Origin of the sequence: Pseudomonas sp. NFACC02, from assembly GCF_900110765.1 — a bacterium.
Lineage (GTDB): Bacteria > Pseudomonadota > Gammaproteobacteria > Pseudomonadales > Pseudomonadaceae > Aquipseudomonas.
The window spans coordinates 1-15779 of sequence record NZ_FOEO01000016.1 but is presented as its reverse complement, the minus strand read 5'-3'; the positions used below and the strand labels follow the sequence as shown (position 1 = coordinate 15779).

Sequence of the window (15779 nt, the reverse complement as noted above, 5' to 3'; positions counted from 1 at the left end):
GGCCCTTATCGCTGAGAGCCTTCTTGAGTCAACCGGTTTACGGCGCTTTCGGCATGCGCTGTTCCAGTAACTGGTGCAGCGCACTGTCGGTCGGCCAGTTGCGCATGAATCGCGCGCGGTCCTTGGCATATGCCGCGGCAAATGTGCCTGCCGAGGTGTGCTGACACATCGCGTCGAGGTCGATCAGTGCCCAGCGGTCCTGATGCCAGAACACGTTGTGTCCCTTCAGGTCACCATGACTGATGCGCTCGCGCAGCAATTGCGCAAACAGCGTGTCGAGCGCCTGCAACTCGTTTTCCGGTGCCTCGCCCGACGCCACATAAGGCGCGAAGCGCTCGATGATGTCCGGTCCTGGCAAGTACTCCGTGACCAGATACGCCTTGCGTCGCAGCCAGAAGATTCGCTGTTCCAGCAGCGCCAGCGGCTTGGGCGTGGCAATGCCGAGGAACAGCAGCCGGTTACCCTCGCGCCACGAATGCCAGGCACGGCTCGGACGCCAGAAGCGCTTGAGCCAGTGGGCGAAGTTCTTGATGTTGTAGCGCTTGATCACCAGAGGCCGACCCGCGACGTCCGCCTTGGCCACGCTCGCCGCGCCACCGGTCTTGTACAGATGACCGCTGTCGATCAGGGCGTCTGCCCTGTCCAGCACCGGCAACATCGCCGCTTCTTCTTCGCGACGAATCGCGCGCAGGCCGAACGGGCCGTCGGAAACGCTAAACAGGCTGCAATCACGGCCGACCTTGATCAGGTAGTCCTTCAGGCGCCAGCCGCTGACCTTGTCGATCTGTTTTTGTAGCGCCTCAACCGGCAAGCCGTGTTCGCCATTGCTCAGGAGGTAATAGACCAACAGCTCCTCGGTGAACGGCTCCAGCGACTTGGGCAATTGCGCAAAGAACACGCCCAGGTTTTCCAGCACTTTCTGCCGGGACAACGGTTTGCCGGCGTTCTCCACGCGAATACCGGCGCCGTCGATCACGTACAGCTTGCCGTCGTGACGCAGCAGGTTGTCCAGGTGCAGGTCTTCTTGCCACACGCCTCTGGCGTGCATCTGAGCGATGGCAGAGAGTGCCTCGCCAAGGACAAGCTGTTGTTCATCGGCCAGCGGCGGCAGGCTTTCCACCGACCGCCAGGCATCACCAAGGCTCTGCGCCTTGTCCAGAAACTCGAACAATAACCAGCCGCCTTCGCCCTCTTGCAGACCGTCTGCCAACAACAGCGGCGTGGTCAGCCCTTGCTCGGCCAGCACCTGGACACCCGCGCGCTCACGCTGAAAGTGCCGAGGGGCCTTTTGCCCGACCAGCAGCTTGGCCAGCACCGGGCGACCCCGCCAGATGCCCGCGCCCACATACCGCTGCCCCGGCAACACCCGCAGCAAGGTGAGCAGTTGCAATTGGGCAGGACCCGCCGCATCGGCCAGCGTGATACTCATCGGCAGCACTGGCGTGCGACCGGCGTGTTTCAGTTCAGACAAACGCATCGGCGCCCTCTTCGATCAAACATGAATGCAGCACATATCTACGGCGTCACAGGGACTCGCTTCTGCCCGAAGGGCGTGGGAGCCGGCTTGCTGGCGAATGCGTCAGATCAGCAACATACACGGTGACTGACACTGCGCATTCGCCAGCAAGCCGGCTCCCACAATGGCCCTCATCACCACTTACATCAGCGTCCGCTACGCTTATGGCTGCCGCGTTTGGCCAACCGTTGCCACCAGGCCTCGACCAATCCGCTGTTTTCCGGTGCCTGCAGATACGCGGCGAGCATCGCGCGAATTTCGGCTTCATTCCAGACCGGCGCGCGCCGCAGCAGCGGCTCCAGATCCTTGACCCGGTCACGCTGGCCAAAGATCGACTTGCGGGTCTTCTCAAGATCGATCAGTTGCGCCAGATAGGCGCCACCGTATGCCTTGAGAAAAATATGTTTCGGGTAGAAGCAGCCGTGTACCTGACCCGCCTTGTGTAACGTGCGCGCCAGTTGCCCGCAGGCCTGCAGGATCGCTAGACGCTGAGTGGCCGACAGTTCCCCCCATTGCGTGAGTAGGGTGTCCAGATCGGTCCAGCCATCGAGCGCACGGGTCATCAGGATAGCCCGGCGTTCACCATCGACCTTCTTTTCACCGTAGAACACCGCGTGCAGCGCCGGTATACCGAGCGTCTGATACAAGCTGATGTTGCGAAACTCGCGGGAGAAAGAAGGCTCGCCCAGCGGGTGATGCAAGGTGCGGGTCAGGTAATTGCTCTGACGCTTGAGGTAATAACCGGAGCCTTCCAGTTCCAGGCGAAACACGCTGCTCCAGCCGCCACGTCCGGTGTTGGGTTCGTCGACGGCGTCGAGTTCGACTTCCCACAGGGAATCGAAATCGGCCAGCCCGTGACGTTCAAGCAAGGCGCGGTCGGCATCGGCAATGAAAACGCTCATTCGCGCCCCTCGAAAAAGCTGACGATGTGTCGAATGCGTTTCTTGTCTGAATCATTCAGGCGGTCGCGCCCACGGTATTGCAGATAGAAACGCAGACGCTGGGTGGCGGACAGGTGATATTTGGCGACCTTGTCCAGGCACGCCAGGTCCTTTGTGATGCGATAACGCAGCATGAAACTGACCCAGAACGCGCCGTTGGGACAGTCGATCAGGAACACGGTCGAATGATCGTCCACCAGCAAGTTGCGCCACTTCAGGTCGTTATGGGTGAAGTGATGATCGTGCATGGTCCGGGTGTAGCGAGCGACCTGCTGACTGATCCCGTTGACCCAGGAGCGGTCTGCCAATCGAGCGTCATGGGTTCGCGCCAACTCGGACAAATCCTCGGTGCGCGGCAGTTCACGGGTGATCAATGCGCCACGATCATAAGCCGTGCCATTGCGCTCCAGGCCCCATGCGATGACTTCTGCCGTCGGGATGCCCCATTTGGCGAAACGCTTGAGGTTTTGCCACTCGGACTTGACCCGAGGCCTTCCCAGGTAGCGGCGCAGCCCTTTGCCAGCGGCCACATAACGTTTGACGTAATAGTTCACGCCGTCGCGCTCGACCCGGATCACCTCGGACAACGGATCACGGGTCAGACGCTCGCCCTTCAAGGCAAACACGGCGTCAAGCGAGCCGAAATCGTCGGCCAGGGCAGCGTATTCAGGCTCAAGGTTCCAACCTGCCATCAGAGCGCATCCCCATAACGCAATTTGCGCTGATACAGCTTCTCGGCCTTGCCTTCCAGCCAGCTCAGCAGCGCCGCTTCTTCAGCCAGGATCTGGCGCAGCGGTTGCTGGAAATAGCCCTTGAGAAAACGCAGCTTGTCGCGACGCGTCAGGCCGATGTCCATCGCCGAAAAGTACAACGCCGCCAGATCCTTGTTACGCCAGCGAAGGGTAATCGCGGGGCGGGTCTGGGCACGGTGCAGGTCGATCACCGAGAGCTTGAAGTCGTCTGGGGTGACCGGCTTGTCAGTGTGGAGCAGGAAATGGCAGATGTAGCAGTCACGGTGATTCACACCGGCGCGGTGCATCATGCCGACCAGCCGCGCCACTTCGGCGATGTATGCACGCTTCATGCGCGGCTCGGGCGGTTCTTTCACCCAATTGATGCTGACGTCTTCCAGGCTTTCGGTCGGCGCCAGTTCTTCCGTCACGATGAACGAGTGCTGTGCGGCCGGGTTGCTGCCCCGCTCGCCATACGCCACGGCGGTCATGGTCGGCACACCGGCTTCATGCAGGCGGTTGATCGCCTCCCATTCCTGGCCGGCACCGAGCACCGGCAGCTTGGCGGTCAGCAGGTTTTTCGCGACTTCGCCCCACCCGATGCCGCGATGAATCTTGACGAAGTAACCACGCCCGTCGACTTCGGTGCGCAGCGTGCGGCGGTTTTCCAGCTCGCGATAAACCTGACCGTCCAGCGCCTCGACGGCCTCGAACGCATCACGCCCGGCCCAAAGGCTCTTGAAGGGTTCAGCAAGGATCAGTTTCATCCGTGGTGCTCCGCCAGAATCACATCCGCAGCGTGCTGCGGCATGCTGTAAAGGTCAGCCGTGTCGGCGAAGGCCAGACCGTTTCGTGCCCAAGTGGCCCGGGCAGCATCATCCTCGAGCATGCGGGTCAGGTATTGGTTGAGCTGGCTCTGTTCGAACGGCTCATCGAGCACAAGGCCGCTGTCGGCCTCGGCGATGTAATGCGCATAGCCACACACCGCGCTGACCAGCACGGGCAGTCCGGCGACCAGCGCTTCGAGCAGCACGGTGCCGGTGTTTTCGTTGTAGGCCGGGTGAATCAACAGGTCGGCGCCCAACAGGAAGCGGGGTATGTCGCTGCGTCCTTTCATGAACGTCACGTTGTCGCCCAACCCCAGGGCAGTGCTTTGCAGCTGAAACACCTTGGGATCGTCCTGACCGATGACAAACAGCCGCGTACGTTTTCTCAGCGCCGACGGCAAGGCGGCCAGCGCCTTGAGGCTGCGATCCACGCCCTTGGTCTTGAAACCCGAGCCGATCTGCACCAGCAACAGGTCGTCCTCGCCCAGTTCGAACTCGCGGCGGAAATCGGCACGAATCTCGGCCGCGTTGTCCGGGGCGCGGCGATCCTGAGAAATGCCGGGCGGCAACAGGTGAAAACGCTCCAACGGGGTGTCGTAATGCTTGATGAACAACGGCTGCTGCACCTCGGAAATCATCAGCACTTCAGTCTTCGCGTCCTTGGCGAACACCGCACGCTCATAGTCGGCGAAGTGGCGATAGCGACCCCAGTACTTGTACAAGCCGTGGCGCAGGTTCTGCGCCTTGTCTTCGTAACAGCCGTCGGCGGCGTAATACACGTCCAGGCCCGGCATTTTGTTGAAGCCGATCAGCCGGTCGACTGGCCGCCGGGCCAAGTCGGCATTCATCCAGTCGGTGAGCTTTTCATTGCGGCGATGGTTGAAAATCGCCTTGACCGGCGCGACCAGCACTTCGAAACCCGGTGGCACGTCGCCTTCCCAGATCAGGGTGTAGACACGGATCGAGTGACCACGCTGCTGGCACTCCAGGGCGATGCGCATGAAGTCGCGCTGCAGGCCACCGAAGGGGAAGTATTTATAAAGCACGAATGCCAATTGCATTACGGATTTTCCTTTGCCGGCAGCAGCGCGCTCAACTGGCTCGCCACTCGCTCGGGATTCAGGCGAGTGAAGCACATGGGCCACTCGCGTTCGGTATCAACCCGGCGCTTGTCTTCCGCCGTCGGTTGATAGGTGCATTTCTTTTGCAGGCACGGCGCACAGGCCGGGTAATCGCCCGCCAGATGAACCTGTGACTTGCCGTATGCCCCGGTCAGGCCCGGATTGGTCGGACCGAACAACGACAGGGTCGGTACGTCGAGCGCAGCCGCCAGATGCCCGAGGCCGGTGTCGACGGCAACGCACCCTTGTGCGCTGGCCAGCACCTTGGCGACGCCCGCCAGATTGAGTTTGGGGAGCACGACGGCTTTATCAAGGCCTGACGCAATTCGCTCCGCCCGAGCCTTCTCGGCCGGGTTGCCCCAAGGCAGATGAACTTCCAGCCCCTGATCGATCATGCGTTCGGCCAGTTGCCGCCAGTACACCTCAGGCCAGTGCTTGGTGACCCAGGTCGTGCCGTGCAGGAACAAGACAAAGGGTGCGCCGGTGTCGGCTTGCAGCAGACGACTGCGATCCAGCCCGTAATCGCCAAGGCCGATGGGGACTTCGTAACCCAGCGCTTGGGCGAACAACTGCCGCAACCGCTCGACCGCATGTTGACCTCGGGCCACCGGATAAGACCGATCGTAAAACCGTGCGGCCAACGGCTCGCGCGCGGAGTGCTTGTCCAGGCCGGCGATGGGCGCGTTGACATACCGGGTCAGCCAGGCGCTTTTCAGCAGCCCCTGGGCGTCGATCACCAGGTCGTAATGGATGTCACGCAGACGCTGTTTGAACTGACGCCACTGGCCATTCTTGAAGGTCTGCCAGAGGTTCTTGCGCCAGCGGCGGATCGCGACCGGTATCACACCGGCAACCGCCGGGTGCCAGGTCGGTATCTCGGCGAAGCCTTCTTCGACGACCCAGTCGAACTGGATGCCGGGCAGCGCACGCATAGCGTCGGTCAGCGCAGGCAGGGTATGAATGACGTCACCCAGCGACGAGGTCTTGATCAGCAATACCCGCAAGTCAGGCAACCTCGACCGGGGTGCTGCCCAACTGGCCCAGAGCTTTTATTACCGAATCAGGCTCCAGCAGGCGCAGACAGTTGTAGTGACCGAAACGGCACGTGCGCTCGAAGCACGGGCTGCACTCGATGCCCAATTGCACGATCTCGACCTGATCGGCCAACGGCGGAGTGAAGCCCGGCGAGGTTGAGCCGTATACGGCGACCAGCGGCCGGTTGAGCGCCGCCGCGACGTGCATGAGGCCGGAGTCGTTGGACACGACGGCATCGGCGCAGGACAGCAAGTCGATGGCCTCGGCCAGAGAGGTCTCGCCGCTGAGGTTGCTCGACTCTTCGCGCAGGCCCGGAATCAACCGGTCGCGAATGCTTTCGCCAACGGCGTGATCGTTCTTGGAACCGAACAGCCAGACCTGCCAGCCTTCGCGAATCTTCGCTTCGGCAACCTTGGCGTAATGCTCGGACGGCCAACGCTTGGATTCGCCAAACTCTGCGCCTGGGCAGAGGGCCAACACTGGGCGATCCAGGCTCAGGCCGAACTTGGCCAGCGCGGCATCGCGGCTGGCGGTTTCGATCTGCAGGCTCGGCTTGGGGTAAGGGCGCGGGATTTCGGCGTCCTTGTCATAGGCCAGCGCCATGAAGCGCTCGATCATCAGCGGGTACTTCTGTTTATCCAGAACGCGTACATCGTTGAGCAGGCCATAGCGGAACTCGCCCCGCCAGCCCGTGCGTTTCGGGATGCCGGCGAAGAATGGCACCAGCGCCGACTTCAACGAGTTCGGCAACAGGATGGCCTGATCGTATTGGCCCTTGAGGGACTTGCCGATGCGCCGACGGGTAGCCAGTTCCAGCGCGCCGTGGCCGAGCGGGAAACTCAAGGCCTTGCGCACCTCGGGCATTCGCTCAAGGATCGGCCGGCTCCACTCGGGCGCCAGCACATCGATTTCGCATTGCGGGTGACGCTGTTTCAGGCACTGGAACAGCGTTTGCGCCATCACCATGTCACCGACCCAGCTGGGCCCTACGATCAGAATTCTCATGCTCAATCCAAAAACGACCAGAAACGAGCAGGGAGGCCCATCAGGCTGCGTGACGCTTCCACACAGCCTGACGCCTCCCTGTCATAGCTTTATATAGGTCCGGTTTGGCATTCACCACAGTCCGGAACATGTTGTGATCTTTCTGGCCCCATCGCGGGCAAGCGCGCTCCTACAGTTGAGCGCGATCTCGGGTGGGAGCGCGCTTGCCCGCGAAGAGGCCAGTGACATCAACAAAAAATCAAATACCCTAACCCAACCCCAACTGCGCCCAGATCCGCATCACTTCACGCCGCTCGGCCACAAACTGATCACCACTGACCACCCCCGCATCCTTTTGCAAGGCCTGTCGGTGAGCGGCGGAACGATACGCCTTGTACACCTCCCGCAGTAGACTGGCGTCGGCGGCAGGCATCAGACCGGCCTGCTCCAGACCTTCAAGAATGCGGATGTTATCGGTGTATCGAAGCAGCGCGGGATGCTCTCTGGACCACGCCAAGGCCGCGTATTGCACCATAAATTCGATATCGACGATACCTCCGGCGTCCTGCTTGAGGTCGAACGACGCCGTGGCTTCGAAGGCATTCGCCCCCTTGCCGGCGGTCGTGGCCTTGGTGCCGAGGTTGTCACGCATCTTGGCGCGCATCTCGCTGACCTCCTGACGCAGCGTGTCCAGATTGCGCTCGCGCCCCAGCACCTTGGCACGCACGGCTTCGAATCCATGGCCCACCTCCGTACTGCCGACCAGCACCCTGGCGCGCACCAACGCCTGATGCTCCCAGGTCCAGGCTTCGTTTTCCTGATAACGGGAAAACGCGCCCAGTGAACTCACCAACAACCCCGACGCGCCCGAAGGCCGCAGCCGCATGTCCACTTCGTACAGCTGACCGGAGTTGGTCTGCGTGGTGATCAGGTGGATGATCCGCTGGCCCAGACGCGTAAAGAACTGCGCGCCATCGATCGGCTTGGCGCCATCGGTCTCAGCCTGTGGATCGCCGTCATGGATGAACACCAGATCCAGATCGGAACCATGCCCCAGTTCGATCCCGCCCACTTTCCCATAACCGACAATCACGAAGCCGGGATCGCACACCGTGCCGTCCGGGCGCCGGGGCGCACCATGACGGGCGACCGTGTGCCGCCACGCCAACGCCAATACCTGCTCCAGAATGGCCTCCGCCAGCCAGGTCAAGTAATCGCTGACCTTCATCAACGGCAGGCTGCCGGTGATTTCCGAAGCAGCGACACGCAGGCTGTGCGCCAGCTTGAAGTGCCGAAGCGCTTCCATCTGCTGCTCAAGATCATCTTCGGGAATGCGCGTCAGACGCTCGCGCAATTCAGCGCCCAGTTCGAGCGCCTGTGGCGGGCTGAACAGACGGCCTTCATTCAGCAATTCGTCCAGCAACAACGGAAAGCGAGCAATTTGCTCGGCGATCCATGGACTCGCCGCACACAACGTCAGCAGACGGCGCAATGCACCCGGGTTTTCGGTAAGCAGCACAAGGTAAGCCGATCGTCGCGCCACGGCTTCGACCAATGGCAGGACGCGTTCAAGGACCAGATCAGGATTGCTGTGCTCGACGGCTTGCGCCAATAGACGCGGAATAAAGGCATCGAGTCGCTCACGCCCCAGACGCTGCATCGAGCGCAGCTGAGAACTGTTGCGCAAATTGCTCAGATGCTTCAGCGCCTTGGGCGCATCCGTGAAGCCGCCCTCCTGCAATTGAAGGCAGGCGCTTTCCTCATTCTGCGACTCCTCCCACAGCGGCAACCACTCGCCCCCGACGATCTCCTCGCCTCCTTCTTCCTGGCCCTCGTCTTCGTCCGGGTCGGCGATGACTTGACGGAAATGCCAGTCAACCCGACCGCGCCAATACATAAGCTGCTCGTGGAAGCTGTCCCAGTCGGCAAAACCCATGATGAACGCGATACGCGCCTGGTCCCGATCATCTTCTGGCAGCATCTGCGTCTGGCGGTCGGCAATGGCTTGAATGGCGTGTTCGGTGTAGCGCAGGAATTCATAGCCTTGGCGCAGCTCATCGATGACAGCCGAAGGCAGATAGCCCTGACCGTCGAGCGTGCGCAACACCTTGAGCAAGGGGCGCTGCTGCAAACTCAGGTCGCGGCCGCCGTGAATCAACTGGAATGCCTGGGCAATGAATTCCACCTCGCGGATCCCGCCCGAGCCCAGCTTGATGTTGGCCGCCATGCCTTTGCGCCGCACCTCCTGCTGGATCAGTTGCTTCATGGTGCGCAACGCTTCGATGGCCGAAAAATCCAGATAGCGCCGGTAAACGAACGGCCGCAGCATGTCCAGCAGCTCGTCACCCTTGGCCTGATCGCCACCGACCACACGCGCCTTGATCATGGCGTAACGTTCCCAGTCGCGCCCCTGGTCCTGGTAATACTGCTCCAGCGCGTTGAAGCTGAGCACCAGCGCGCCGGAAGAACCGTAGGGCCGAAGGCGCATGTCGACACGGAAGACGAAACCATCGACCGTGACCGGATCCAGCGCCTTGATCAGACGCTGGCCCAGGCGGATGAAGAACTCCTGATTATCCAGCGGACGTTTGACCCCTTGGGTTTCGCCGCCCTCGGGGTACGCGAAGATCAGGTCGATGTCGGACGACAGATTCAATTCGACCGCGCCCAGCTTGCCCATGCCGAGGATGACCATGTGCTGGGGCTCGCCGCTGCGACGCCCGGTCGGCGTGCCGAATTGCTGGCAATGCCTTTCGTACAACCACTGGTACGCGAGGTCGATACTGCCATCGGCCATGTCGGAAAGGTCGCGACAGGTTTCGACCAGGTCGGCTTGTCGCGTCAGGTCACGCCAGATAATTCGGACTTGCTGCCGCGTCCTCTGCCGACGTAGATTACGCCCCAGCTCATCGTCGCTCGCCGCCTCCTGCACGGCGGCGGCAATCTGCTGACGCAGCTCCCCGGCGGCAAAGCCCCGCTCAAGCTCTCCGGATTCGGCGAGGTCGAGCAACATCTGTGGGTCGCGGCTCACCTGATCGGCGACAAAATCGCTGGCCGCGCAGACGCGATCGAAAGCGGCCAGACGTTCAGCGGGCCATGCGTCGAACGCCGCTTGACCGTCATCCGTCAGAGAAACAAGCGCAGCGCGGAACGACTGCTGTGCACGAGTGACCAACGGCAACAGGACGGCCGGCAGATCAGCCAGCAAAGGGAGGCTCATGGTCTATCCTTGATCGGCGTTCAAAAGACTACCCACCGTGGAGGTTTTTACACACGAGACGGACAGGACTGTCGAACAAAGGTTAAAAATTGCCAGCGTTTCGTTATTTTTGGTTGCCAGCATCAGCTTTCACTTGATCTGTTTCTTTTTTCAACCAACATTAGCGATTTGTTTCACCGAGTGAACCGAGCGAAAACATCGTTCACCTGTAGTTTTACTACTGTATATACAAGTCGAAAAGCTGAAACAGCCGAAGATTTGTAGTAAAACTACACAACGCCGGATACCACTCCGGTCATCCAAGAATTTACGTCGTCTGCCCACAAGGCCAGTCGCAACAAACTCAGGCAACCGATTCTGGAAGCCTTTCCGCCCTGGAGCAAGCCATGCAAGACCTCGATCCCGTCGAAACCCAGGAATGGCTGGACGCCCTGGAATCGGTTCTCGACAAAGAAGGCGAAGACCGTGCTCACTACCTGATGACCCGTATGGGCGAGCTGGCCACACGAAGTGGCACACAGCTGCCGTACTCCATCACCACGCCTTATCGCAACACCATCCCGGTTACCCGCGAAGCACGCATGCCTGGCGACCTGTTCATGGAACGCCGCATCCGTTCGATCGTTCGCTGGAACGCACTGGCGATGGTCATGCGCGCCAACATGCAAGACCCTGATCTGGGCGGCCACATCTCCACGTTCGCGTCCAGCGCCACGCTGTATGACATTGGCTTCAACTACTTCTTCCAGGCCCCGACCGACGAACACGGTGGCGACCTGATCTATTACCAGGGCCACGCCTCGCCAGGCATCTACGCTCGCGCCTTCCTGGAAGGTCGCTTGAGCGAAGAGCAGATGCTCAAGTTCCGTCAGGAAGTGGACGGTGGCGGCCTGTCGTCGTACCCGCACCCGCACCTGATGCCGGACTTCTGGCAGTTCCCGACCGTTTCCATGGGTCTGGGCCCGATCACCGCGATCTACCAGGCACGCTTCATGAAGTACCTGGAAAACCGTGGTTTCATCCCGGCAGGCAAGCAGAAGGTCTGGTGCTTCATCGGTGACGGCGAGTGTGACGAGCCGGAAACCCTGGGCGCCATCTCCCTGGCCGGCCGCGAAAACCTCGACAACCTGATCTTCGTCATTAACTGCAACCTGCAGCGCCTCGACGGCCCGGTTCGCGGCAATGCCAAGATCATCCAGGAACTCGAAGGCGTGTTCCGCGGCGCCAACTGGAACGTCAACAAGGTCATCTGGGGCCGGATGTGGGACCCGCTGTTCGCACAGGACGAAGACGGCCTCATGCAGCGCCGCATGGACAAGGCCATCGATGGCGAGTACCAGAACTACAAGGCCAAAGACGGCGCCTACGTGCGCAAGCACTTCTTCGGTGACGATCCTGAGCTGCTCAAGCGTGTCGAAAACCTCTCCGACGACGAAATCTGGAAGCTCAACCGTGGCGGTCACGACCCGTACAAGGTCTACGCGGCGTACCACCAGGCGGTCAACCACAAAGGCCAGCCAACCGTCATCCTGGCCAAGACCATCAAAGGTTACGGCACCGGTGCGGGCGAAGCGAAGAACACCGCGCACAACACCAAGAAGGTCGATATCGAGTCGCTGAAGAAATTCCGTGACCGCTTCGACATTCCGCTGAACGATTCCGAGCTCGAAACGCTGCCGTTCTATCGTCCGGCCGAAGACAGCGCGGAAATGAAATACCTGCGCAAATGCCGCGAGAAACTCGGTGGTTCCCTGCCGCAGCGCAACCGTGGCAACACGAGCATCCCTACGCCTCCACTGGGCACCCTCAAGTCCATCCTCGATGGCTCGGGCGACCGTGAGATCTCCACCACCATGGCGTTCGGTCGCATCCTCGCCTCGATGGTGAAAGACAAGGAACTGGGCAAGCGCATCGTTCCGATTCTCGCCGACGAAGCCCGTACCTTCGGTATGGAAGGCATGTTCCGTCAGTTGGGTATCTACTCGCCAGTCGGCCAGTTGTACGAGCCAGTCGACCGCGACCAGGTGATGTACTACCGCGAAGAGAAAGACGGCCAGATCCTGCAGGAAGGCCTCAACGAGGCCGGTGCGTTCTCCTCGTTCATCGCTGCCGGTACCGCTTACAGCAACTACAACACCCCGATGCTGCCGGTCTACATCTTCTACTCGATGTTCGGTTTCCAGCGTATCGGCGACCTGGCCTGGGCCGCTGGCGATGCACAGACCCGCGGCTTCCTGCTGGGCGGCACCTCCGGGCGTACCACGCTCAACGGTGAAGGCCTGCAACACGAAGACGGTCACAGCCACATCCTGGCCTCGACCATCCCGAACGTGCGCAGCTATGACCCTGCCTATGCCTATGAGCTGGCGGTGATCATGCATGAAGGCACGCACCGGATGATGACGCTGCAGGAAAACGTCTACTACTACATCACCGTGATGAACGAGAACTACCACCAGCCTGCAATGCCGGCCGGTGTCGAGGACGGCATCATCAAGGGCATGTACCTGCTTGAAGAAGACAAGCGCGAAGTGGCTCATCACGTTCAACTGATGGGTTCGGGCACCATCCTCAACGAAGTACGCGAAGCGGCGAAGATCCTGCGCGAGCAGTTCAACATCGGCGCTGACGTCTGGAGCGTCACCAGCTTCAACGAACTGCGTCGCAACGGCCTGGCCGTAGAGCGAGCCAACCGTCTGAAGCCGGGCCAGAAGCCACAGCTGAGCTACGTTGAAGAGTGCCTCAACGGCCGTAAAGGTCCGGTGATCGCTTCGACCGACTACATGAAACTGTTCGCTGACCAGATCCGTCAGTGGGTTCCGACCAAGGAATACAAAGTCCTGGGCACTGACGGCTATGGCCGCAGCGACAGCCGCAAGAAGCTGCGTCACTTCTTTGAAGTCGACCGTCACTTCGTGGTGCTGGCAGCTCTGGAAGCCTTGGCCGATCGGGGCGATATCGAACCGAAGGTCGTGGCTGAAGCCATCACCAAGTTCGGCATCGACCCGGATAAACGCAACCCGCTGGACTGCTAAGGTCTGCGTTAACGATCGCAAAGCGCGCTGCAACACTGCGCAAGACAGCCGAGGATGCGGAATTTACTCCGGTAAATGAGCATCCGAGGCTGTTTTGTCGCACTACCGGCAGCGCAGTCGAGTGAACAGGTTCTCCTAAGGAGAGACATTGTGAGTGAGTTAATTCGTGTACCCGACATCGGCAGCGGTGACGGTGAAGTCATTGAGCTGATGGTCAAGGTCGGTGATCGCATCGAAGCGGACCAGAGCGTTCTGACGCTGGAGTCCGACAAGGCGAGCATGGAAATCCCTGCGCCCAAGGCCGGCGTCATCAAAAGCATGAAAGTGAAGCTGGGCGACCGGCTGAAAGAAGGCGACGAGCTGTTCGAGCTGGAAGTGGAAGGTGAATCCGCCGCTGCTCCTGCTGCCGAGCCAGCCGCCGCTGCTCCGGCACCTGCAGCTGAAAAACCGGCTGAAGCGGCTCCGGCTCCTGCCGCCGCACCCGCCCCTGCTGCCGAGGCCGCCGTTCAGGACATCCACGTCCCTGACATCGGTTCGTCGGGCAAGGCACGCATCATCGAGCTGATGGTCAAGGTCGGCGACAGCATCGAAGCTGACCAGTCGCTGATCACGCTGGAATCCGACAAAGCCTCGATGGAGATCCCGTCTCCAGCCGCGGGCGTGGTCGAAAGCATCAGCGTCAAGGTTGAAGACGAAGTCGGCACGGGCGACCTGATCCTGAAGCTGAAAGTGGCTGGCGCTGCACCTGCCGCCGCGCCTGCTCAGGCTGCCGCCCCGGCTCCGGCCAAGGCTGACGCGCCTGCTGCCGCACCTGCCGCCGCTCCAGCACCGAAAGCCGAAGCAGCACCTGCTCCGGCAGCCGCGCCTGCCAAAGACGGCGCCAAGGTTCACGCAGGCCCGGCTGTTCGTCAGCTGGCCCGTGAATTCGGCGTCGAGCTGAGCGCGGTTGCTGCCACCGGTCCACACGGTCGTGTCCTGAAGGAAGACGTGCAGGCATACGTCAAATCCATCATGACCAAAGCCAAGGATGCACCGGCTGCTGGCGGCGCTGCCGGCGGCATGGGCATTCCACCGATTCCGGAAGTCGATTTCAGCCGCTTCGGCGAAATCGAAGAAGTGCCGATGACTCGCCTGATGCAACTGGGCGCGACCGGTCTGCACCGCAGCTGGCTGAACATCCCGCACGTCACTCAGTTCGACCAGGCTGATATCACCGACCTGGAAGCATTCCGCGTTGCGCAGAAAGCCGTGGCCGAAAAAGCAGGCGTGAAGCTGACCGTACTGCCTCTGCTGCTCAAGTCCTGCGCGCACCTGCTCAAGGAACTGCCGGACTTCAACAGCTCGCTGGCACCAAGCGGCAAAGCCGTCATCCGCAAGAAATACGTCCACATCGGTTTCGCCGTGGACACGCCGGACGGCCTGCTGGTCCCTGTGATCAAGAACGTCGACCAGAAGAGCCTGCTGCAACTGGCTGCCGAAGCTGCCGAGCTGGCTGAGAAAGCCCGCAGCAAGAAGCTGTCGGCCAACGACATGCAAGGCGCCTGCTTCACGATCTCGAGCCTGGGTCACATTGGCGGCACCGGCTTCACGCCGATCGTCAACGCGCCTGAGGTGGCGATCCTGGGCGTCTCCAAGGCCACCATGCAACCGGTCTGGGACGGCAAGGCTTTCCAGCCACGCCTGATGCTGCCGCTGTCGCTGTCCTACGATCACCGCGTGATCAACGGCGCCGCAGCCGCTCGCTTCACCAAGCGTCTGAGCGAATTGCTGGCGGATATCCGTACGATTCTGCTGTAAGCCGTACAAGGCCCGTTTCCCATGAAACGGGCCTTCGCTGTTTTTCGAGCTGCCACGCTCGTACCTCAACCCCGCTCATTTGGCGGGGCTTTTTTTGGGCGCAGGTTTTTGGGGATTGAAGGAATAGCCGCGTTCGGTGGTATCGCAACGTCTGTTCTGCCGAAGGCGAGCGTGGCTCGTGCCGCAATCTGGCGCGCAGCGGTAGCAAAATCAGACGACCCAGTTGTACCTGACAAACCGCATGCACCGAACTTGCTGCCGGTTCCCGGCAGATCGTCCGAGTGCGGCCCAGAGCAAGCGCGCTCCTACACGCTCCGGGCAAAAGCGGAGCTATGATAGACGCCAGATCGCGATCTGACGGTATGCCGCCTGCCGTTGGTTCACGCCGACACTGTAGGAGCGCGCTTGCCCGCGATCTGCCGCGCAGCGGTAGCAAAATCAGGCAACTCGGTTATGCCTGACACTCCGCATGCACCGGTTTTGCTGCCGGTTCCCGGCAGATCGCGGGACAAGCCACGCTCCTACAGTTAAGAATGCAGCGCGGACGATTGATGCACGCATCAAGAAAGCGA

General features: G+C 61.0%; 10 protein-coding genes. 2 read left to right on the top strand and 8 right to left on the bottom strand.

Going from position 1 to position 15779, the window contains the following annotated elements:
* Positions 1-37 precede the first annotated feature (37 nt).
* The 8 genes from BMY73_RS14885 to glnE form a co-directional block, all read right to left on the bottom strand.
* Positions 38-1477 (bottom strand): lipopolysaccharide kinase InaA family protein, encoded by a 1440-nt coding sequence (locus BMY73_RS14885; RefSeq protein ID WP_092408019.1) that lies wholly within the window; start codon positions 1475-1477, stop codon positions 38-40.
* A gap of 185 nt (positions 1478-1662) precedes the next feature.
* Complete coding sequence (locus BMY73_RS14880) at positions 1663-2418, bottom strand: lipopolysaccharide kinase InaA family protein (protein WP_092408017.1); 756 nt, start codon at positions 2416-2418, stop codon at positions 1663-1665.
* Positions 2415-3149 carry a lipopolysaccharide kinase InaA family protein gene (locus BMY73_RS14875; RefSeq protein ID WP_062379123.1) on the bottom strand — a complete coding sequence of 245 codons (735 nt, stop codon included), beginning with the start codon at positions 3147-3149 and terminating at the stop codon, positions 2415-2417. Before BMY73_RS14875 ends, BMY73_RS14880 begins: the two co-directional genes overlap by 4 nt.
* Positions 3149-3955: a lipopolysaccharide core heptose(I) kinase RfaP gene (rfaP, locus tag BMY73_RS14870; RefSeq protein WP_092408015.1), complete on the bottom strand. Its 807-nt coding sequence runs from the start codon at positions 3953-3955 to the stop codon at positions 3149-3151. The genes BMY73_RS14875 and rfaP overlap by 1 nt, the downstream gene beginning before the upstream one ends.
* The gene (locus BMY73_RS14865; RefSeq protein ID WP_092408013.1) at positions 3952-5076 is read right to left on the bottom strand and encodes a glycosyltransferase family 4 protein; all 1125 of its coding nucleotides are present in this window, start codon (positions 5074-5076) and stop codon (positions 3952-3954) included. Before BMY73_RS14865 ends, rfaP begins: the two co-directional genes overlap by 4 nt.
* Complete coding sequence (gene waaC, locus BMY73_RS14860; protein WP_092408011.1) at positions 5076-6140, bottom strand: lipopolysaccharide heptosyltransferase I; 1065 nt, start codon at positions 6138-6140, stop codon at positions 5076-5078. The genes BMY73_RS14865 and waaC overlap by 1 nt, the downstream gene beginning before the upstream one ends.
* A gap of 1 nt (position 6141) precedes the next feature.
* Complete coding sequence (waaF, locus tag BMY73_RS14855) at positions 6142-7176, bottom strand: lipopolysaccharide heptosyltransferase II (protein WP_092408009.1); 1035 nt, start codon at positions 7174-7176, stop codon at positions 6142-6144.
* A 247-nt stretch (positions 7177-7423) separates the two neighbouring features.
* Positions 7424-10375: a bifunctional [glutamate--ammonia ligase]-adenylyl-L-tyrosine phosphorylase/[glutamate--ammonia-ligase] adenylyltransferase gene (gene glnE, locus BMY73_RS14850; RefSeq protein WP_092408007.1), complete on the bottom strand. Its 2952-nt coding sequence runs from the start codon at positions 10373-10375 to the stop codon at positions 7424-7426.
* A gap of 386 nt (positions 10376-10761) precedes the next feature.
* Here glnE and aceE point away from each other — a divergent pair, with 386 nt between their 5' ends.
* Positions 10762-13410: a pyruvate dehydrogenase (acetyl-transferring), homodimeric type gene (aceE, locus tag BMY73_RS14845; RefSeq protein WP_092408005.1), complete on the top strand. Its 2649-nt coding sequence runs from the start codon at positions 10762-10764 to the stop codon at positions 13408-13410.
* 150 nt (positions 13411-13560) lie between these two features.
* Positions 13561-15207 (top strand): dihydrolipoyllysine-residue acetyltransferase, encoded by a 1647-nt coding sequence (gene aceF, locus BMY73_RS14840; protein ID WP_092408003.1) that lies wholly within the window; start codon positions 13561-13563, stop codon positions 15205-15207.
* The last annotated feature ends 572 nt before the right edge of the window (positions 15208-15779 follow it).